This is a genomic window from Paenibacillus sp. FSL M7-1455, from assembly GCF_038004655.1.
Classification (GTDB): Bacteria; Bacillota; Bacilli; order Paenibacillales; family Paenibacillaceae; genus Paenibacillus_AQ; species Paenibacillus_AQ cookii.
Map to the genome: position 1 here is coordinate 5,090,819 of NZ_JBBORO010000001.1, position 19,920 is coordinate 5,110,738.

The 19,920-nt window shown below is 54.6% G+C and carries 19 protein-coding genes; 5 read left to right on the forward strand and 14 right to left on the reverse strand.

The window, feature by feature from the left end:
* Nucleotides 1-40 precede the first annotated feature (40 nt).
* From NYE48_RS23335 to NYE48_RS23350, 4 genes are all read left to right on the forward strand, one after another.
* A complete protein-coding gene (locus tag NYE48_RS23335; protein WP_341000122.1) occupies nt 41-2,185 on the forward strand; it encodes a hydantoinase/oxoprolinase family protein in 2,145 nt (714 codons plus the stop codon).
* Between the two features lie 39 nt (nt 2,186-2,224).
* Complete coding sequence (locus tag NYE48_RS23340) at nt 2,225-2,941, forward strand: hypothetical protein (protein ID WP_341000123.1); 717 nt, start codon at nt 2,225-2,227, stop codon at nt 2,939-2,941.
* Between the two features lie 64 nt (nt 2,942-3,005).
* Nucleotides 3,006-3,866: a MurR/RpiR family transcriptional regulator gene (locus NYE48_RS23345; RefSeq protein WP_212952460.1), complete on the forward strand. Its 861-nt coding sequence runs from the start codon at nt 3,006-3,008 to the stop codon at nt 3,864-3,866.
* 3 nt (nt 3,867-3,869) lie between these two features.
* On the forward strand, nt 3,870-4,403 hold the full coding sequence (locus NYE48_RS23350; protein ID WP_341000124.1) for an ABC transporter permease: 534 nt from the start codon (nt 3,870-3,872) through the stop codon (nt 4,401-4,403).
* 88 nt (nt 4,404-4,491) lie between these two features.
* On the opposite strand, the gene ilvA is transcribed toward NYE48_RS23350, so the two are convergent.
* From ilvA to NYE48_RS23375, 5 genes are all read right to left on the reverse strand, one after another.
* Nucleotides 4,492-5,799, reverse strand: a complete 1,308-nt coding sequence (ilvA, locus tag NYE48_RS23355; protein WP_341000125.1) for a threonine ammonia-lyase IlvA — start codon at nt 5,797-5,799, stop codon at nt 4,492-4,494.
* A gap of 201 nt (nt 5,800-6,000) precedes the next feature.
* A complete protein-coding gene (locus tag NYE48_RS23360) occupies nt 6,001-6,606 on the reverse strand; it encodes an alpha/beta hydrolase (RefSeq protein WP_341000718.1) in 606 nt (201 codons plus the stop codon).
* 11 nt (nt 6,607-6,617) lie between these two features.
* On the reverse strand, nt 6,618-7,565 hold the full coding sequence (locus tag NYE48_RS23365) for a ring-cleaving dioxygenase (protein ID WP_445324080.1): 948 nt from the start codon (nt 7,563-7,565) through the stop codon (nt 6,618-6,620).
* 264 nt (nt 7,566-7,829) lie between these two features.
* Entirely contained in the window at nt 7,830-8,651 is an 822-nt protein-coding gene (locus NYE48_RS23370) for an SDR family NAD(P)-dependent oxidoreductase (protein ID WP_341000127.1), read from the reverse strand.
* A 314-nt stretch (nt 8,652-8,965) separates the two neighbouring features.
* Nucleotides 8,966-9,391: a YbhB/YbcL family Raf kinase inhibitor-like protein gene (locus NYE48_RS23375; protein WP_341000128.1), complete on the reverse strand. Its 426-nt coding sequence runs from the start codon at nt 9,389-9,391 to the stop codon at nt 8,966-8,968.
* 171 nt (nt 9,392-9,562) lie between these two features.
* Here NYE48_RS23375 and NYE48_RS23380 point away from each other — a divergent pair, with 171 nt between their 5' ends.
* Nucleotides 9,563-10,228: a GntR family transcriptional regulator gene (locus NYE48_RS23380; RefSeq protein WP_341000129.1), complete on the forward strand. Its 666-nt coding sequence runs from the start codon at nt 9,563-9,565 to the stop codon at nt 10,226-10,228.
* A gap of 247 nt (nt 10,229-10,475) precedes the next feature.
* Here the strand turns inward: NYE48_RS23380 and NYE48_RS23385 are convergent, their stop codons facing one another.
* The 9 genes from NYE48_RS23385 to purM all read right to left on the reverse strand — a co-directional run bounded on the left by NYE48_RS23385 (nt 10,476) and on the right by purM (nt 19,881).
* Nucleotides 10,476-11,210 (reverse strand): ABC transporter permease, encoded by a 735-nt coding sequence (locus NYE48_RS23385; RefSeq protein ID WP_341000130.1) that lies wholly within the window; start codon nt 11,208-11,210, stop codon nt 10,476-10,478.
* 14 nt (nt 11,211-11,224) lie between these two features.
* Complete coding sequence (locus tag NYE48_RS23390) at nt 11,225-11,932, reverse strand: ABC transporter permease (RefSeq protein WP_341000131.1); 708 nt, start codon at nt 11,930-11,932, stop codon at nt 11,225-11,227.
* Entirely contained in the window at nt 11,929-12,849 is a 921-nt protein-coding gene (locus NYE48_RS23395) for an ABC transporter ATP-binding protein (protein WP_212952447.1), read from the reverse strand. The genes NYE48_RS23390 and NYE48_RS23395 overlap by 4 nt, the downstream gene beginning before the upstream one ends.
* A gap of 101 nt (nt 12,850-12,950) precedes the next feature.
* Complete coding sequence (locus NYE48_RS23400) at nt 12,951-14,006, reverse strand: sensor histidine kinase (RefSeq protein WP_341000132.1); 1,056 nt, start codon at nt 14,004-14,006, stop codon at nt 12,951-12,953.
* 2 nt (nt 14,007-14,008) lie between these two features.
* Complete coding sequence (locus tag NYE48_RS23405; protein WP_341000719.1) at nt 14,009-14,725, reverse strand: response regulator transcription factor; 717 nt, start codon at nt 14,723-14,725, stop codon at nt 14,009-14,011.
* A gap of 272 nt (nt 14,726-14,997) precedes the next feature.
* The gene (purD, locus tag NYE48_RS23410) at nt 14,998-16,272 is read right to left on the reverse strand and encodes a phosphoribosylamine--glycine ligase (RefSeq protein ID WP_212952443.1); all 1,275 of its coding nucleotides are present in this window, start codon (nt 16,270-16,272) and stop codon (nt 14,998-15,000) included.
* A 166-nt stretch (nt 16,273-16,438) separates the two neighbouring features.
* Nucleotides 16,439-17,986, reverse strand: coding sequence for a bifunctional phosphoribosylaminoimidazolecarboxamide formyltransferase/IMP cyclohydrolase (gene purH / locus NYE48_RS23415; protein ID WP_341000133.1), 1,548 nt, complete (start codon nt 17,984-17,986; stop codon nt 16,439-16,441).
* A 240-nt stretch (nt 17,987-18,226) separates the two neighbouring features.
* Nucleotides 18,227-18,841: a phosphoribosylglycinamide formyltransferase gene (purN, locus tag NYE48_RS23420; protein ID WP_341000134.1), complete on the reverse strand. Its 615-nt coding sequence runs from the start codon at nt 18,839-18,841 to the stop codon at nt 18,227-18,229.
* The gene (purM, locus tag NYE48_RS23425) at nt 18,841-19,881 is read right to left on the reverse strand and encodes a phosphoribosylformylglycinamidine cyclo-ligase (RefSeq protein ID WP_341000135.1); all 1,041 of its coding nucleotides are present in this window, start codon (nt 19,879-19,881) and stop codon (nt 18,841-18,843) included. Before purM ends, purN begins: the two co-directional genes overlap by 1 nt.
* Nucleotides 19,882-19,920: the final 39 nt, after the last annotated feature.

Consider the following 19,920-nt stretch of genomic DNA (forward strand, 5'->3'; position numbering starts at 1 on the left):
CCCGCAAAAGGTTCTTTGCCCGTCATCTCAGGAGGACATTATGCACAGACGAAAGGTTCGAGTAGGCATCGACGTCGGCGGCACGTTCACCGACGCGGCCTTGATCGACAACGAAACGTTCGAAGTCATCGAAAAAATGAAAATCCCGACCACGCACCATGACCCGGACGGCGTGGCGAAAGGGATCGTGCAAATTCTGAATCGCATTCTGAGCAGCAAAGGCATCGATCCCGAAGACGTCGTCTTTATCGCCCACGGCACCACACAGGCGACTAACGCTTTGCTGGAAGGCGACGTGGCCCGCGTCGGCATCATCGGCATGGGCTCCGGCCTGGACGGCCTCAGCGCCCGCTCCGAATCCAATCCCGGGGATATCGAGCTTGCGCCGGGGAAATATCTGCAAACCTACCACACCTATCTCGATTCGAAAAACTTGACGGACGATCAGATCGAAGCCGCCATCGACGAGCTCATCCGGCAGGGCGCCGAAGTCATCGTCGCTTCCGAAGCCTACAGCGTCGACGATCCTGCCAACGAGCTCCGCGTCATCGAGCTTGCGGCCCGCAAAGGCGTGTATGCAACGGGCGGCCACGAAATCAGCCAGCTCTACGGCCTAAAAACCCGGACACGCACCGCCGTGATCAACGCCTCGCTTATCCCGAAAATGATGGAGACCGCCAATATGACCGAAAAGTCCGTCAAAGACGCGAACATTTCGTCCCAGCTCATGATTATGCGCTGCGACGGCGGCGTCATGAGCATCGACGAGGTGCGGAAGCGGCCGATTCTGACGATGTTGTCCGGCCTGGCCGCCGGGGTTGCGGGGGCGCTGATGTACGAAAAAATTTCGGACGGCATCTTCTTTGAGGTCGGCGGCACCAGCGTCGACATTTCCGTCATTAAAAACGGCAAGGTCATGATCAAAAACGCCGAGGTCGGCGGACACCGCACATACCTGCAGTCCCTGGACGTCCGCACGCTCGGCATCGCCGGCGGCAGCATGATCAAGGTCTCGGGCGGGCGCATCGCCGACGTCGGTCCGCGCAGCGCGCATATTGCCGGCAAGGAATACGAAGCTTTTGCATCCGCCGACGATATCGTCAGCCCCGGGGTCCGCTTCATCAGCCCAAGGGCGGGCGACCCGGCCGAATACGCGGTCTGCGGATGCGCGAACGGAAAGGAATATGCCTACACCCTTGCCGGGGCCGCCAACATTCTCGGATACGTTCCGGAAGGGGACTATGCGAAAGGCAATAAAGAAGCGGCGCTGAAAGCCTGGGAGGCGCTGGCGGGAGCCGTCGGGGTTAGCGTGGAGGAGGCGGCCAGACAGGCGATGGACATCGCCATCGATAAAACGATGAAAACCGTCAACGCAATGATCGACGACTACGAGTTGGACCGAAGCTTCGTTACGCTCGTCGGCGGCGGGGGCAGCGGCGCGGTGCTCGTGCCCGCCATGGCCGAACGCGAAGGCTTCAAATGCCGGATCGCGAACAACGCCCCTTACGTCTCCACGATCGGCGTCGCGCTGGCCATGGTCAAGGAACAGCTGGAGCGCACCGTCGTAAATCCGACCGAAGAGGACATCAAACGCATCCGGGCCGATATCGTCGAGCGGATCGTCAAGTCCGGAGCCTCCGAGGAGACCGTGGAGGTGACGATCGAAATCGACAGCCAGAAAAACATTCTGCGGGCCGTCGCCACCGGCTCCACCGAACTTCGCTCCAAGGATCTTGCCCAGGAGGCGATGCCGGTCCGGCAGATGCAGGAGATCGCCGCGAGCTCGATCGATCAGCCGGCCGAAGCCACCGTGCTTGCGGCACAAACGGGGCGCTGGAGCCTGTTTGCCAGCGAAAGCGTCAAAAAGTCCTTTTTCGGGCTGATGAAAAAGAAAACGAGCGGCGTCAGCGTCCTGGACCGCGAAGGCGTCGTCCGCTTCAAGAAAAACAACGCCCATTATAAAGCGGTGCCCAAGTCCGACCGCGGTGCATTGAACGATTTTCTGGACGAAAACACCGTTTATTCCGACGCCAATGCCACCATTCCGAAGGTGTTCGTATTTTACAAGGAAAAGATGCTGGATTTGACCGGCATGCAGACCAAAGAGCAGCTGCTCTCGATTCTGGACATCGAAACCGAAATGCTGCTGGACGAAGATGAGATGCTGGTTGTCGCCTATCAGTAAAGCTTCGGGATTTCGACATCAAAAAGGAGGTTCGTCCGGATGCCTGTCCTTCCCTTCCCCCTCTGCGCTTTATCCGATGAAATCATGGGCTGCCTGGAGCTCGGGCGCGACCTGCTTTTTCATAAAATCCCGGAAGCCGACATTCCGTATTACGTTCATGCCTCGCTTCGGGCCGGCCGCCTTGCGGCAGCGCCATACCGGGGGAAAAGCATCCGGGAAATGTGCAGGGAAGCCGGGCTCCGCTACGCGGTCACGCATGCCTCCGGCACGTTTCACGGCGTCGCTTTTCGGGCGCAAATCGATTTTGCCGCGAATCCGCCCGAAATCATCGTGTACGCGGATTCTTTGGAGGGGATGCGGCGCGTGTCCCGGGAAGTGCTGGCGGAGCCGCGCGAAACGTCCCGGCCATCCAATCCCGAAGCGGATTTGAACCTGCTGATCGACATTCATTTGGCGCACGAGTTTTTTCATTTTTTGGAGTATCGGGACGGAGCTTTTACGAACGAAAGGCTGGAGCGAATCGAGGTTTTTAGGCTCGGACCGTATACGAAAAAGGCAAGCGTGGCACAATGCAGCGAAATCGCGGCCCATGCCTTTTGCAAAACGCTGCTGAACCTTCCCTGCCTCCCGAACCTGCTGGATTACGTTTACCTGATCAAGGAAGGGCTGATGACGGCGGAACAATTCCAACGGCGGATCGAAGCCTGCAAATGTTGGATGTCGCGGCCTCTGCATCCCTCACCCGGTGTGATATAATGAGGAAAGCTAACGAAAATTTACCGGATTCGTCATTTCCAGCGTTAGATCAGGAGGAGGTATCATGTCTTCACAGATTCCGGCCGTCATCGCAAAAATCGTGTCCCAAACCCAAAAATTGACCTTCGGCGAAAACCAGATCGCCAATTTCGTCATACACAATCCGGATTTTATTACGCGCAACACGATCACGGCCATTGCCAATGAAATCGGCGTATCGGAAACGAGCATCAACCGATTTTGCAAAAAAATAGGCTTCAAGGGCTTTAACGATTTTAAAATCGCTTTTGCCCAGGACGCTTTTTACCGCGATATGCAGGCCAAGAAAAAAGAACGGCGGGAAATCAACCCGATCGACGCGCTGGCCCTCGATTACAACGAATTGATCGTCAATACGTCCGCGCTTGTCACCGAAGAGCAGCTCCTCCGCGTCGTTGACATTCTGAAAGGGGCACGGCGGATTTACGTGATCGGCCTCTTCGATTCCTATCTGGCAGCCATCGCCCTGAAGAACCGCCTGGCGATTATCGGCATCCATGCCGAAGCGCTGAACGACAGCCGCGCCATGAAAATCGCCGCCTCCCAATGCGGCAAGGAAGACGCCGTCGTCGCCTTCTCCCGCTCCGGTTCCACGAAGGAAGTGGCGGACACCGTTGCGATCGCGCAGGTCAAGCAAGCCAAAACCGTCGCGATCACCTGTTACGATTCGTCGCCGATTACCGAAAACGCGGACGTAAACATCATCGTGCCGGACAAAATCTCGGTGAGCAACAGCGCGCTTTTATCCAATCATATCACCTTCCTGTTCGTCGTCGATCTGCTCATGAGCATCTTCATCTCTTCGGACAAGGCCTATTTGAAAAAAAAGCTCGACAGCGAGGCCGTGCTGGCCAGCGATCAGGCGATCACGAATTATTTCTTGTAACGTTTGCGGCCGTTTTCCGGATCATCCCGGAAGGCGGCCTTTTCAACGGGTGCCAGAACGGTTCTCATGCTGGTGGTAAGCGGATGCGTGCTGCTGGTGGGCGCCGTTCTTCTCGGTACGCGTTTGGGCCTGCTCTCTCTTCTGCTCGTGCTCGTCGTGCTGCTCGTCGGAACGGTCTGCTTCACGGCCATCGGTTTTATCGCGGCGAATTTGTCCCGCGACGAAAGCAACGTGAACATGATTTCCAATCTGATCGGCTTTCCGATGCTGTTTACGAGCGAAACCTTTTATTCGCTGGCGCATGCGCCCAAGTGGGTCGTCGTCATCGGGAAATTGCAGCCTTTCCACTACCTCGTCGAAGCGATGCGAATCGCGGTATCCCCGGGGGAAGCGGTCTCTGCGCTCTGGCTCCCGCTCGGCATTCTCTTAGGCTTTACCGTCGTTTGCGTCGCGCTCGCGGTGTTCACCTTCCGATGGGACAGCGAAAGGCCGGGGAAACGGAAAAAACAGAAAACGCGCATGACGGCGGCAACATAAAAATCCCCTATTACCGACCGTTCCGATGCTCATGCAAAAAACCCCGCGCTAGCCGTCAAGCCGGCTTACGCGGGGGATAGAAGAACAATTAAATCAGAATATTGTACAAATTCGAGTCCTTGTTCAGCTCGGTATACTGCAGCCCTTTGCGGTTCATGCGCTCGATCAGCGGCAGGTAGTCCTCTTTGCTGTTGAGCTCGATGCCGACCAGCGCCGGGCCGTTTTCCTTGTTATGCTTTTTCGTATATTCGAAGTTGGTGATGTCGTCGCCGGGGCCGAGCACGTCCTCGAGAAACTCGCGGAGCGCGCCGGAACGCTGCGGGAAATTGATCATGAAATAATGTTTGATGCCTTCGTACATCAAGGAACGCTCCTTGATTTCCTGCATCCGGTCGATATCGTTGTTGCCGCCGCTGATGATGCAGACGACGTTTTTGCCTTGGATCTGCTCGCTGTACAGGTCCAGCGCGGCGACCGGCAGGGCGCCCGCCGGCTCCACGACGATCGCGTTTTCGTTGTACAGGTCAAGGATGGTCGTGCACGCTTTGCCTTCCGGCACCTTCACGATGTCGTCGAGCTTGCTCGCGCAAATCGCGTACGGCATGTCCCCTACCCGTTTGACCGCGGCCCCGTCGACGAATTTGTCGATCTCCTCCAGCGTCACCACTTCACGGCGCAGCAAAGCTTCGCTCATCGAAGCCGCTCCCGACGGCTCCACGCCGATCACCTTCGTCGAAGGGCTGACGGCTTTGATGTACAAGCCCACTCCCGCCGCCAGGCCGCCGCCTCCGATCGTTACGAATACGTAATCCGCCGGCACGTCCAGGCTCTCCATGATTTCCATTCCGACCGTGCCGTTGCCCGCGATAATTTTCGGGGCGTCGAACGGGTGGATAAACGTCATGCCCTGCTCTTTGCAAGCCTTCATCGCCTGCTCGAAAGCGTCGTCGAACGTATCGCCGATCAGGACGACTTCGACGTTGCTGCCGCCGAAACGCTTGACCTGCTTCACCTTCTGGTTCGGCGTCGTGCTCGGCATATATATTTTGCCTTGGATGCCAAGGGCATTGCAGGAGAATGCGACGCCTTGGGCATGGTTGCCCGCGCTTGCGCACACGATGCCCCTTGCCCGCTCTTCATCCGTTAAGTTGCGAATCATGTTGTAAGCGCCGCGGATTTTAAAGGACCGCACGACCTGCAAATCTTCCCTTTTCAAATAGACGTTGCATTTGTATTTCGCCGACAGCACGGCATCGTGCTGAAGCGGCGTGCGCACGATCACCTCGCGCAGCACGTGATGGGCTCGCACGATATCCTCCATCGAAACCGATTGGTCGCTGACTTCCGGCGCCGGATTGGCAACGCCCGCAGCCGTTTCTTGCACATGTTCCTTCATTTTGTTCCCCTCACTCCATCAGCCCGCATTTATCGCTTCCGGGCTTTGATTCTCGCCTTAAAAGTTTATTACTCAGTACCGTACCTTTTTTGCGGCGTTTTTTCAAGAGGAATTTCGGAAAAATCGATTTCGGGTCGCGGATCGCCACAACGCAAAAAACCTCCCGTCCCATGTCAGGACAGGAGGTTCTCCCTTATAGATTTAGAAGCGGTTATCCAGCCAGTCGGAGGCGGCGTACAGCTCCCTTTTGCTCAGCTGATGGCCCTGGTTGTCCCAATGCACTTGAACCTCGGCTCCCGCTCCGGACAATAGCGACTGGAGCTCTTCCGTTTCGGACACGGAGCAGAGCGGGTCGTTTTTGCCTGCGCCGATAAAGACCGGAACCCCGGTCAAATCCGGCAGCTGCTTGCCGCGCAGCGGCACCATCGGATTGAGCAGCACCGCTCCCCACAGCGCATGCTCGTAATGGAACAGCAGGCTGGCGGCGATGTTGGCGCCGTTCGAGAAGCCGACGGCGATCATGCGCTCGCGCTGCAGGCCGTATGCCTTCGCCGCTTCGTCGAGAAAATCGTTCAGCTCTTTCGTGCGGAACACCAAGTCTTCTTCGTCGAACACGCCTTCCGCCAACCGGCGGAAAAAGCGCGGCATGCCGTTTTCGAGCACGTTGCCGCGCACGCCCAGCACGGACGATTCCGGCGAAAGCATCTCGGCCAGCGGCAGCAGGTCATGCTCGTTGCCCCCGGTGCCATGCAAAAGGACCAGCACCGGCGCAGCCGGATCGGAACCTTGTTTGAATACATGTTTCATGCTTAAATTGCTCATTGGAATTCTCCCTTCACTTCACGTACTTCAAGCTTGGTCAATATTTGTTCGATCAATTCGCGCTGCGGCTCGTACCATTCCGGCAGCATCAAATGCGTGCCCAGTTCCTCGAAAGTTTCGTCGCGGGCAAAGCCCGGAGGATCGGTCGCGATTTCGAACAAAATACCTCCCGGTTCACGGAAGTATATCGCATTAAAATACTGGCGGTCAATGACCGGCGTCGGCTGGAAGCCGATTTCCGCCAACAGCGCGCGCCATTGCTCATGTTCTTCATAGTCTTTGGCCCGCCATGCGATGTGATGCACCGTGCCTGCGCCGGGATCGCCCCACGGGGCGTTTTCGGCATTGACGTCGATGATGTTGCCGATGTCCCCGAATCCTTTAAAGCGAACAAGGCCGTTTTCTTCGGCCACGCGCCCGAGACCTAGCACTTTTTCCAGCACGAGCATCGTATTTTTCGAGGAGATGCTGCTGAGCATCGCGCCTCCAAATCCTTTGATCGCATGTTCCGCCGGAATGCCGTTAAAGGACCAGCGGCTTGGCGCTCCTTCCTCGCGTTCCACGAGCTCGATTTGCAATCCCGATGGATCGAAGAAACGCAGGTAGCTCTCCCCGAACCGGGAAGTTGTTTCATGACGGATTCCAAAGGAATCGAGGCGTTTCGCCCAAAAGTCCATGCTGCCGGCCGGAATGGCATATACCGTCATGCTTACTTGCCCGCCGCCGATGACGCCCGTTCTCGCATTGTCCTGCGGAAAAAACGTGATGATCGTGCCGGGGCTGCCGTTTTCGTTGCCAAAATACAAATGATATACTTCGGGTGCGTCAAAGTTAATCGTCTTTTTGACCAGTCTCAACCCGAGGACGCCGGCGTGAAAATCGACGTTTTGCTGCGCGTTGTTCACGAATGCCGTTATATGGTGAATGCCTGCTGTTTTCAGCATGGTCATGATGCGATGCCTCCTTTTACAAAATCTCTAATTTAAGATTATTAATTATATAATATGTGATTTGAAGATAAATAGCAAGGGGTTTGATTTCGAGCCTGCCAACAATAAGTGAAAAACCTATGTGAAGTGAACCGTTGCCCACGAATCATAAAGTAAAAGACCGGAACTCCTTGTTCATCAAGGAATCCCGGTCTTTCGATTCTCCAAAATATTCGTATATCGTTCGAAGTCCGCAGGGTCACTTGTTCCACTGGGCTATCATTGCAGATCCAAACCAGTCAAGCGCGCGCTGAGCTCCCACAGCCTGCGGCGAAATGGGCCGTCATAGGCTTGCTTGTCGGCAGTTGCTTCCCTCTTTCGATCGAAGTATTTCCCCGTCACTCCTTCGAGTTCGGCCGAAACAGCCAGATGGACGACCGCATCTGCTCCGGAACGGACGCTGCCCAGCGGAGTAACTCCGCTTTCGCGCACCATTTTCGTATCGAGGTACGTTCCGGGATGCAAGCAGTTGCTGGTGATCCCGGTACTCCGGAACGTTTCGGCCAACTCGAACGTGAACGCTACGAGTGCAAGCTTGCTTTGCTGATAGGCCGCTAACGGCGAATAACCTCGTTCCAGCATCAAGTCGGATAAATCGATCCGTTTCTGACTTGCGGACGCAACATTCACGACCCGCGCCGAATTGGCTTTCAACATGGGCAGCAGCAAACCGGTCAGCAGATACGGGGCCAAATAATTGACGGCAAGCATAAGCTCATATCCGTCCCGGCTTAAGGCGCGCGCTCCTGTTCCACCGGTACCCGCGTTGTTGATCAGCGCATCGAGACCTGCATACTCGGCCTGTACCTCCGCTGCGAACCGCTGCACTTCGGCAAGCGACGAAAAGTCCGCCTTATGAAAACGAATGTTTTCGTTTCCCGTTAACCGGACGATCTGCTCTACCGCAGCCCTTCCCCGCTCGTCATTTCTCCCGTGCACGATAACGGTCGCTCCCCGCGACGCCAAATCGATCGCGGTCTGTTTACCGATGCCGTCCGTCGCTCCCGTAACAAGAATCGTTTGTTCATGGATCGGCTTCATGATGCTCCCGCCTTCTTAATGGCAATTTTGTTTTTGATTTTGCTCCCACAGCCGCAAATGATCGTATGCTTCAAATTTTTAATCGGTTGGCGGCATACGGGACATACAATTCGATGACGAACCGTTTTGCTTCACCTCTCCTCCCTTATATGACGATGCTTCGGTTGAAGCATCTGGCGTTTCTCCCCCTTTGCAGCATGCGAACACTCGGGTTACTTCACTTCACCTGTTGCCATGAGGATTGCTCTCCCCAGCGTATGGCCCAGCATGGTGAATCCCAGGAGAGCCGGCGTGGCGCTTGGGTCAACGCCGATCTACTCGACATCCAGCGCGTGAACGACAAAATAATACCGATGAGGACCGTGTCCCGCTGGAGGCGCCGCACCGATAAACCGTTCAAGCCGCAAATCGTTCGGCAGTTGCAAGGCGCCTTCCGGCAAGCCGCTGCCATGTTCGTCGCCTGCGCCGGCAGGCAGTTCGGTGACGCCGGCAGGGATGTTGATGACCGCCCAGTGCCACAGGCCCGATCCGGTCGGGGCATCCGGGTCATACGCGGTGACGGCGAAACTCTTCGTGCCTTCGGGCGCACCCGACCATTTCAAATGGGGCGAAAGATCTTTGCCCCCCTCCACTCCAGACGCGTATTGCTGGGGAGGCAAGGGAAAGCCCTCTACAATATCGTTACTCGTTACCTGAAAGGCCGCGACTTCCGGCAATTTGGCAAATGGGTTGTTGTTCACTGTAAACTCCTCCTTTTTTGTACGATTCGATTATATATTCCAGAATCGATTCTGTAAACATAAATATTTTTGTGATTAAATTTTCGAATTTCATCTTGTTTTTTTATAAGTTTCAGTGTAAATTATTTAAACGTGGATTATCCCGATGTTATAAAGGATGGTGTCGGCTTCATGGCGAAAAGAAACGGTTCGTCCACATTAAGTGAAAATGTTACAAAGAAACTGCGGCATGATATTTTGGCCGGGCAATATGAACCAGGCTCTCCATTAACCGTTTCGGAACTAGCCAAAAGTTTTGATGTCTCGGTTGCCGTCGTTCGGGAAGCACTGACCCGGTTAGCAACCCAAGGCCTCGTTTTGCAAAATCCGAATCACGGCTTTTCCGTGAAAACGGCGTCGGAAGAAGAATTGAAAAGCATCATCGAAGCGCGGTTGATCAATGAATCCGCAGCATTACGCCTGTCCATCGCCCATGGCGATCTCACATGGGAATCCAATGTAATCGCCCTTCACCACAAATTATCGCAAACGGCCGAATACGAGGAAGCGGATCAAAAGCTTGCCATTCGCGAAGAGTGGTCCGACATCCACCGTCAATTTCATTACCAGCTTATCGCCGCATGCCCCAATGCGCTTCTCCTGGATTTCTGCAGACGCCTTTGGGATTTGAGCGAATTTTATCGACATTGGTCGTTCCAACAGCAGCCGACCCGCGATGGCCGCGCCGAACATAAAGCATTAACCGATGCCGTTCTTAGCCGCGACAGCGATCGTGCCGTCGACATCTTTAGAACGCATATCCAACTCACTGCGGACAACCTGCTTGACAATCTATAACAGACGATGCCTTCAAAGCGCCGCCTTTACCGAAATCCGTTATAGATTAGTGGCAATATAAAAAGGCAAAATAAAACACCTTCAAGAACATGCAACCATCTCGTAAGGTATGGAAGCATCTTTGAAGGTGTTTTTTTCGCGGCAACAAGAGTAAGCTGCCTGGTGGAAAAAACGATGAATGCGAAAAGGCATTACCATGAGCATGCCCCGAAAGGTTACGCCCCCTGATCATGCCGCAATCGATCATTTATAACCAGTCTCTTTTTTCAAAAAAGCGCTGCCCGAGAAGCAAATAAGCCGCTCCCGTAACCAACGTAATCGCCCATAAACTGTATGGTTCGACCCTTGGGGCATAGATGGCCGCCTGCGGCATCATCACGTAATAGGGAATCGTAAACGGAAGCCAGGCTCCGATCGCGGAATGAAACCCGGTCAGCACGATGTTCGGCACGACATAACCTACGGACAACGCCAGGGAAGCGCCGAAATTGCGCACTTTAATGGAAACGATCAGCTGCAGGGCGGCGAGCGGTAGAATGCCGATCCATCCCCCAAGTCCGGTATACAGCAACGTTCCCCAAGGAATGCTTCCCGGAGCGCCCGCCAGCTTTCCTGCGGCAAGGTAGCCCAACATGAATACAAGTTGCACCAATGCCAGAATCCCGATTAACACCAAGTATTTGGCATAGAATACGTTATGCCGCGGACCGGGAGATCCAAGCACGATCTTCCAGCCCCCATCCCGGTGCTCGTACATACACAATAAGGAAGCCAGAATCCCGCAATAGAGAGGAAAGAAAAACATCGAGTGAAGATTCACGCTGTGGATATAAAGGGTCGTCCAGCTCGGCGCAAAAAATTCCTTCAAACTTTGGAGCTGCCCTACGCCCATGGCTGCATTGATCAGCGTATCGAGCAAAGCCAGCAAAAAAACGATTTTCCATTGGATTTTCATCGCTTCGGCACGCAAAAGCATTTTCATGTCTTCTGTTCCTCCTATTCAAACTCTCTTCTGGCGAACATGAAAGCTCCCAGGATGGACAACGATAATCCCACGCCAAGCGATATCCAAATCCACTGTACATGACCGGGAATAAGCGGACTCGATAAAGCGGGATATGACCAAGGAAGAAGATGAATGATGGAAGAACTGCTTCGGGCCAAAAACAGGCTGGAAATGGAACCGAATATTCCTATAGCCAGCGGCAACGCCTGGTTGGAAAACACGGTGGAAAACCACAGCTGGATCGCCATCATCGGCAGGGAAGACAAGCAGACGAAAAGCGGCTGTAAGATCAAGATTTTCCACGGCAGCGGTTCGCTCGTATATAAAAACCAAATGATACACATGCCAACGACCGTAATCGCTACAGTGCACAGCTGCAAAATGAAAATCCACAGCAATTTCGTCAGATAAATCGATCCTTTGGGGATCGGCATGGCCAGCAGCTGCTTCCAAGCCTTCGTTTCGTGCTCCGTACCTGCCATTATGCTGGCAAGAATCGTAATGCCCAATAAAAAAACAAACGAGATAAACATATACATGACGGCAAAACCCGCATAGACTCCCCCGGGTCCTTGACGAAAATAGAGATACCACTCCAGCGCCGTCATGCTGATCAAAATGATGCCCTGCAAAAAAGGGATCAAGCGGCATAACCTCTTCAGTTTGAGGCCTTCGGCACGGATCAGCTCCATATTCATAAGCTTTGCTCCTGCCCGGTCAATTCAAGGAAAATTTCTTCAAGGGTCTTTTTCTTCTCCGTTACCCTGTAGACATCATGCCGCCGTCCAACAAGATATCGGATCATTTCGGCCGATTCCTTCCGACCGGTTACGGAGGTTCTAAGCTGACCTGTCGCTGCATCCGGCTCCGCATCCCATCCGTTGTCGTTCAAGGCAGCCGCTGCTTCCATAGGCCGGTCGATTTCCATCCATACATAAGGCCTGCTTCGTTCGGTTAATTCCTGAAGCGGCCCTTGGAAGATCAATTCTCCATGGTTAATAATCCCTACATAGGTGGCCACTTGCTCAATTTCACTCAAGAGGTGGCTGGAGAGCAAAACCGTGATGTCAAAGTCACGGGGCAGCCGCGTAATCAGCTCGCGGATTTCTTGAATGCCGGATGGGTCCAAACCGTTCGTCGGCTCGTCCAGAATCAGCAGCTTGGGCTTTGTAATCAGCGCCATCGCAATGCCCAGCCGCTGTTTCATGCCAAGGGAATACCCCTTCACCGGACGATGGGCGGCTTGCTCCAGCCGGACCCATTGCAAAACCTCGTTGATTCTGGATTCCGGAATCCCGTGCATCAGCGTTACGATTTTCAGATTTTTATAGCCTGAAAGATGGGCATAGTAAGACGGAGATTCGACGAGCGATCCCACATCTTTTAATATCTCCATTCGGTTTTTGTTCAGATCTTTGCCCAAAATGCGGATATCTCCGGACGAAGCGCGGATCAAACCAAGGAGCATCCGGATCGTGGTTGTTTTCCCGGCTCCGTTCGGCCCCAAAAATCCATAGATCTCTCGCTTCGGAACCTTCAGGTCAATCCGCTTCACCGTCTCCCGTTGTCCAAACCTTCGCGTTAGCTGATGGGTGTCGATTGCATAATCCGTCATTGTTTATTCCTCCTGCTTGCATCTTAACGAACATCTCAAGTGTAGCAATGCAGGGTAAATAACAGGTAAACAAGGAATAAACGGCAGCCTAATTCATCGGCCTAATTCGGCAATGTGATCTCAACCCGGGTGCCCCCGCCGTCAGCCTTCATGATGTTCATCCGTCCGGAATGCGCTTCGACAAAGGCTCTGGCGATCGCGATCCCTTTGCCGGAATGAACCATCCCCTCCTTCAGCACGCCCTCGCCGATCCCGACTCCATTGTCCTCGATCACAATGAACCCGCTGTTATCTCGAACTGCAAATTCGCATGTAACCTGAGTTCCGGGAGGATTATGGATCACGGCGTTCATCAGTACGTTTTGAATGGCTCTCCCGAGCAGCTTGCTGTCAAAATCCATCCTATACATGCTTTCCGAAGCCGTAAAAGTAAACAGGGTATGCTCCGCCAAAGGATGGTTTGCGATATCGATGACCACATCGCGCAGAAAATTCACCATATCTTCCCTTTTGCGGTCCATGGGAAATGTCTCTACCGGCCAGCGGTTCGTATGATTCAAATCCTGGATCAGCCTTTTGATGTCGGCCGTCTTATCGCTGATCTGCCTGCTGAAATTCGACTTTTCTTCATCGGTCCAATGATACTCGGCTGCGGTTAACATGTGGGCGTAACCCTCAATATAGGACAGCGGCGTTTTCAGGTCGTGACTGATGGAAGAAATCCATTCCTGCTTTTTGGCTTCCATATTCAGCCGCTCCGCTTCGCTCTGACGCAGCTGCTCCGATAACTGGCTCATCTCCTCGAACAATTCCTTGTATAACGCATAAGGATAACGATAGCTTTTTTCTTGTACGGCACCCTTGGATTGCTTCCGAACATGGTCTTCGGGCTGTTGGTAGTTCCCATCGTATAAACGGTGGATCCAACGAATGAAATAGATCAGGGGTTTGCCAACGCTCCAGCCGCAAGCCAAAATAATGAAGACGATTAGAATGATCCCTAATGAAAAGAGTAATGTTCTTGTGGATATGAACTGCAGCGGAGTTATGATCTCCCGAAGATAAATAAGGACAATCGCAAGTATGATAAAGCAAGCAACGGAAGCCGCCACCAGCACGAGGGTGAACTGAATAAAACGAATCGCCATTTTGATCATGGCTACATTCCTGCCCCTTTCCTCGGGGCTACCATTTTGTAGCCAAGCCCCCTGACGTTCACAAGAAAGCGGGGATGGCCCGGGTCGGGTTCAATCTTTTTCCGCAGCCGGGAGATATGGATCACAACGGTCTTCTCATCTCCGAGATAAGGCTCGTTCCAGACCGCTTCGTATAAGTGGCGCGTGCTGAAAATACGATTCGGATGACGGCATAAAAATACGAGCAGTTCCCATTCGCGGGCCGGGCATTCCATCCGCTTCCCGTCTACGATAAGCTCCCCGGCCTCAGGCTCAACCCGGAAATAGTTGTAATCCAATATCGCTGACTGGGCCGCCGCCTTTTCTTCCCGCATCTTGTATTTCAAACGGGCTTTAATGCGGGCGACAACCTCCAAAGGGTTAAACGGTTTGGTGATATAATCGTCCCCGCCGATCCCAAACCCCATCAGCTTGTCCAAATCGGTGTCCCTGGCGGTCAAAAAAAGAATCGGCGCTTCGGTCATTTTGCGCATTTTCCGGCACACCTCGAAGCCGTCTTCATCCGGAAGCATCACATCCAGCACGATGACATCGACCGTGAGCACGGCCAACATTTGCAGCGCTTCGCTCCCGGTCCCCACGCTGCGGATCTGCCGAAAACCTTCCTTTTTCAACACGGCGGTCAGCATGTCGCACAACCCCTGCTCATCGTCCACCAGCAATATGGAAATTTGATCGATAAAGTTTTTCTCCATCACTCTGAGTTCCTTTTGGTTCGACATCGTATTTGGCCGATTGCCCGGATCATCCGTTTGCGGATCGGCCAATACAAGTATTATATAACGAAAAAGGAAGAAAGAGGAAATTTGTCGTTAGCGTTTGTTTCGGCAGCAATCAAACGATGAACATGATTCAAACACCCATCCTTTCTGCGCGCAAAAAGGAGCCTTCGTTGACGAAGACTCCTTTTACAAATTTCCCATATTCCTCTTCATTTAACGGGGTTAATCCTTTATACCAACGCTTTGGCGGCAATGTCCGTGCGGTTTTGCTTGCCCTCGAACGTAATCCGCTCCGCTTTTTCGTAAGCTTTTTGGCGGGCTTCGGCGATATCGGCGCCCAATCCGACAACGCCGAGCACACGTCCGCCGCTTGTGACGTATTGCCCCTGCTCATTCAAAGCCGTGCCGGCGTGGAACACGACTGCGTCTTCTACGTCCGTCGACATTTCCAGACCGTTGATCGGCCGCCCTTTCGGGTAAGAACCCGGGTACCCTTCGGAAGCGAGGATGACGCAAACGGCGGCGCGGTCGCTCCATTCGATGTCGACATCGGCCAGCGTGCCGTTTACGGCCGCGAGGAAGATGTCGAGCAGATCGCTTTTCAGCCGCGGCAGCACGACTTGCGTTTCGGGATCGCCGAAACGGGCGTTGAACTCCACCGTCGTCGGCGTGCCGTCCGGCTGAATCATCAGCCCCGCGAACAGGACGCCGCGGAACGGACGGCCTTCGGCCACCAACGCTTTGGCGGTCGGTTTGACGATGGTCTCGATCGCCTTCTCCACGATGGCCGGATCGATATGCGGCAGCGGCGAATAGGTGCCCATGCCGCCGGTATTCGGCCCGCGGTCGCCGTCGAAGATCGGCTTGTGATCCTGGGCCGCCGGCATCGGACGTACCGTCTCCCCGTCGACAAAGGACAGGATCGACATTTCCTGGCCTTCGAGGAACTGCTCGATGACCACCTGTGCGCCCGACTCGCCGAACACTTTGGCGACCATGATGTCATGAAGGGCCTGCCGCGCTTCCTCCATCGTGCGGGCGACCGTCACGCCTTTGCCGGCTGCAAGCCCGTCCGCTTTAATGACGATCGGCGCCTGCTGCGTATTCAAATAAGCCAACGCGGCTTCATGGTTGTCGAACTTTTCGTAAGAAGCCGTCGGGATGCCGTATTTATGGAGCAGATCTTTCATGAACGTTTTGCTGCCTTCGATTTCCGCCGCGTTTTTGCGCGGTCCGAACACCGGAATGTTTTTCGCTTCAAACGCATCGACGATGCCGTCCGCCAGCGGATCATCCGGTCCGACAACGACCAGGCCTACGTTTTTGTCGGCTGCAAAAGCCGTCAGCTTGTCGAATTCATGTACGGCAATCGGCACGCACTCCGCGATTTGCCCGATGCCGGCATTTCCCGGCGCGCAGTAAATCGTTCCCGCTTTGGGGCTTTTCCGCAGCGCCCAGACGATCGCATGCTCCCGGCCCCCGCCGCCAATGACCAAAATATCCATGTTTCGCCTCCTGTAGTTCCCATGTATTATTCAGGCCCCGCCCGCATTCGCTTTAAAACGGCAGCAGGCGGAGCCCGATCTCAAGTTTCATATGTCGTTTCTGATATGCCGGGTCCGGCTTTTAGTCGCAATGTGCATATAACTTTGGCCGTTCGCCCAATGAAGTTTAATGTTTAAAATGTCTAACGCCCGTAAACACCATGGCGATGCCATGCTCGTTTGCGACTTTGATCGACTCTTCGTCGCGGACGGAGCCGCCCGGCTGTATTACGGCCGTGATGCCAGCTTTGGCCGCAAGCTCCAGCGTGTCGCCCATCGGGAAAAAGGCATCGGAAGCCAAGACGGCGCCTTTTGCTTTTTCTCCGGCTTGCTCAATGGCGATTTTCGCCGCACCGACGCGGTTCATTTGCCCGGCGCCGACGCCGACGGTCATGTTGTCCGCGGCAAGCACGATCGCATTGGATTTGACGTGCTTCACGACTTTCCATCCGAACAGCAGCTGCTTCAGTTCTTCCGGCGTCGGCTGACGGTCGGTCACGACCTTAAGGTCCGCCTCATCCAGGGCGTGCACGTCGCTTTCCTGTACGACCATGCCGCCGTCGATGGACGTAACGACAAAGCTGCTTTTGCGTTCCCTGGAGGATCCGAATTCGCCCATTTTGAGGAGACGGATGTTTTTCTTTTTCGTCAAAATGTCGAGCGCTTCCTCGGTGAAGCCCGGCGCGAGGATGATTTCGAGGAAAATTTCGCTCAGCAGCTTCGCGGTATCGCTGTCGATGATCCGGTTCGCCGCGACGATGCCGCCGAAAATCGATGTCGGATCCGCGCTGTACGCTTTTTCGTAAGCTTCCAAAATGCTTTCGCCCACGCCTACGCCGCAAGGGTTCATGTGCTTCACGGCGACGACCGCCGGTTCGTCGAATTCTTTCACGATTTGCAGCGCTGCATTGGCATCATTGATGTTGTTATACGACAATTCTTTGCCATGAAGCTGCTCCGCCGTCGTCAGCGTGCCGGATGGAGCCAGCGGTTTGCGGTAAAAGGCCGCTTTTTGATGCGGATTTTCCCCATAGCGGAGGTTCTGGATTTTTTCGTAGGTAACGGTAAAACGTTCCGGCAGCGGATCGCCGGTCACGTTCGACAAATAATCGGCGATCAGGGCGTCGTATGCGCCGGTATGGCGGAAGACTTTGGCTGCAAGCTGTTTGCGCGTCTCCAGGGTGGTGTCCCCTTGCTCGCGGATTTGCTCGATCACGGTGCCGTAATCGCCCGAATCCACGACGACCGTTACGAACGCATGGTTTTTGGCAGCCGAACGGAGCATGGTCGGTCCGCCGATGTCGATGTTTTCGATGGCGTCTTCATACGTCACATCCGGTTTTGCGATCGTTTCCTGGAACGGATACAGGTTGACGACAACGAGATCGATATAGCCCAGCCCCAAATCCTTCATCTGCTGCTGATGATCCGCGCTGTCGCGAATGGCCAGCAGGCCGCTGTGAACCGCGGGATGAAGCGTTTTGACGCGCCCGTCCAAAATTTCGGGAAACCCCGTCACGTCGGAAATGCCGATCACCGGCACGCCTTCTTTTGCCAAAAGGCTTTTGGTTCCGCCCGTCGAAATGATTTCCACGCCCAGTGCAGACAGCTCGCGGCAAAAATCTACGATGCCTGTTTTATCCGAAACGCTTACCAGCGCTCTTTTTATACCCACAATATGCTCCTCCTTTGTCGTAGAGGATGGTGGAAAATCCTCGATCACGGCTTTGCGGGCCGCTTTTCCATCATCCTCGCGTTAATACGCTAACATTCGGGTGATCGTTTTTTATTTCCCGAGAAATATCGAATGGTCTCCGTGTTTCTCTCCCTCAACATGCCGGTCATGACAAAACATCGGAATATTCACATTCCTTAGCCGAACTTGTCGTCTCCTTCAGCGAAAAACGCATCTAAATCATTCCCCGATTGTAACCTGTCTGCCTTCCAGCTTGACCCGTCCTTGGGCAAACCAGGATACGACCTCGGGATACAGTTCTCGCTCCACCGCATGGACCGCTTGCGCAAAAGACTCCGGCGTTTCGCCCGATGCGATCGGAATCGCCGCCTGAGCGATAATCGGCCCCGTGTCCATCCCTTCGTCGACAAAATGAACCGTCACGCCGCTTACTTTTACGCCGTATGCCAAAGCTTGTCCGATCGCGTCTTTCCCGGGAAATGCCGGCAGCAGCGACGGGTGGATGTTGATAAGGCGCCCGCTGAATTTTTCGACGATCACGGGCGTCAGCAGCCGCATGTATCCCGCAAGCACGACAAGATCCACGCCATGCGCCTCAAGCTGTTCGACGATTTCGCGTTCGTAAGCTTCCCGGGACTCGTAATCCTTCGGTTGGAACAGGAAGGCGGGGATGCCCAGCCGCCCGGCACGTCCCACGACAGGCGCCGACGGTTTGTCGCAAACGAGCAGCGCGATTTCGGCTTTGCCCAGCCTGCCTGCATCTGCCGCTTCGGCCAACGCTTGGAAATTGCTGCCTTCGCCCGAAGCAAATACGGCGATACGGTAAACGCCCATTAAACGTCAGCCCCCGTAAACGTCACGATCGATTCGCCCGCCGTCACTTTGCCGATGATGTAGGCCTCTTCCCCTTGTCCCTTCAAAAAGCCGACGGCTTTTTCCGCGTCTTCAGCCTTGACGACAAGAACCAGCCCGATGCCCATATTAAACGTCGTAAACATATCGCGGTTTGAAATGGAGCCTTTGCGCTGCAGCAGCTCAAAGATCGGCAGAATCGGCCAGGAGCCGTATTCGATGTCGACGTTGACGTGATCCGGCAGCATCCGCGGAATATTTTCGATGAACCCGCCGCCGGTGATGTGCGCCATGCCTTTGACCGGCAGCTGCTCCAGGAGGGCCAGCAGCGGTTTGACGTAGATTTTCGTAGGCGCGAGAAGCGCGTCTCCCAAGGTGTCTCCCAGCTCCGGAACCGAATCCTGCAGGCTGTAGCCCTCCTGCTCCAGGAGAAGCTTGCGGACGAGGGAAAAACCGTTGCTGTGCACGCCGCTGGACGAGAGTCCGATCACCGCGTCGCCCGGGGCAATGTCCGCGCCGTTAATGATTTTGCTTTTGTCGACGACGCCGACGGTGAAGCCGGCAATGTCGTATTCGCCTTCGGCGTACATGCCGGGCATCTCAGCCGTTTCGCCGCCGATCAGCGCGCAGCCGGCTTGATGGCAGCCTTCCGCGATGCCGGCCACGATGGCTTCGATTTTTTCAGGCACGATTTTGTCGCACGCGAGATAATCCAGGAAAAACAGCGGTTCGGCGCCCTGCACGACGATATCGTTGACGCACATGGCAACGGCATCGATCCCGATCGTATCGTGGCGGTCCATCGCAAAGGCGATTTTCAGCTTCGTGCCGACTCCGTCCGTGCCCGACACGAGCACCGGTTCCTCGTATTTCTCCTTGTTTAATCCGAACAATGCACCGAAGCCGCCGAGATCGGTCATCACTTCGGGACGGAACGTCCGTTTCACGTGCTTTTTCATGCGTTCTACCGCTTCATTCCCTGCCGCGATATCGACGCCGGCGTTTTTGTAGGCCTCAGACACTTCCCACGACACTTCCCTTCCATTTTATATCAATGATTG

Excerpts from the sequence above, each read along its gene's own strand:
- NYE48_RS23335 (WP_341000122.1), top strand. The coding sequence starts at position 41 with ATGCACAGACGAAAGGTTCGAGTAGGCATCGACGTCGGCGGCACGTTC.
- NYE48_RS23340 (WP_341000123.1), top strand. The coding sequence starts at position 2,225 with ATGCCTGTCCTTCCCTTCCCCCTCTGCGCTTTATCCGATGAAATCATG.
- NYE48_RS23345 (WP_212952460.1), top strand. The coding sequence starts at position 3,006 with ATGTCTTCACAGATTCCGGCCGTCATCGCAAAAATCGTGTCCCAAACC.
- ilvA (WP_341000125.1), bottom strand. The coding sequence starts at position 5,799 with ATGAAGGAACATGTGCAAGAAACGGCTGCGGGCGTTGCCAATCCGGCG.
- NYE48_RS23360 (WP_341000718.1), bottom strand. The coding sequence starts at position 6,606 with ATGAAACATGTATTCAAACAAGGTTCCGATCCGGCTGCGCCGGTGCTG.
- NYE48_RS23365 (WP_445324080.1), bottom strand. The coding sequence starts at position 7,565 with ATGCTGAAAACAGCAGGCATTCACCATATAACGGCATTCGTGAACAAC.
- NYE48_RS23370 (WP_341000127.1), bottom strand. The coding sequence starts at position 8,651 with ATGAAGCCGATCCATGAACAAACGATTCTTGTTACGGGAGCGACGGAC.
- NYE48_RS23380 (WP_341000129.1), top strand. The coding sequence starts at position 9,563 with ATGGCGAAAAGAAACGGTTCGTCCACATTAAGTGAAAATGTTACAAAG.
- NYE48_RS23385 (WP_341000130.1), bottom strand. The coding sequence starts at position 11,210 with ATGAAAATGCTTTTGCGTGCCGAAGCGATGAAAATCCAATGGAAAATC.
- NYE48_RS23390 (WP_341000131.1), bottom strand. The coding sequence starts at position 11,932 with ATGAATATGGAGCTGATCCGTGCCGAAGGCCTCAAACTGAAGAGGTTA.
- NYE48_RS23395 (WP_212952447.1), bottom strand. The coding sequence starts at position 12,849 with ATGACGGATTATGCAATCGACACCCATCAGCTAACGCGAAGGTTTGGA.
- NYE48_RS23400 (WP_341000132.1), bottom strand. The coding sequence starts at position 14,006 with ATGATCAAAATGGCGATTCGTTTTATTCAGTTCACCCTCGTGCTGGTG.
- purD (WP_212952443.1), bottom strand. The coding sequence starts at position 16,272 with ATGGATATTTTGGTCATTGGCGGCGGGGGCCGGGAGCATGCGATCGTC.
- purN (WP_341000134.1), bottom strand. The coding sequence starts at position 18,841 with ATGGGCGTTTACCGTATCGCCGTATTTGCTTCGGGCGAAGGCAGCAAT.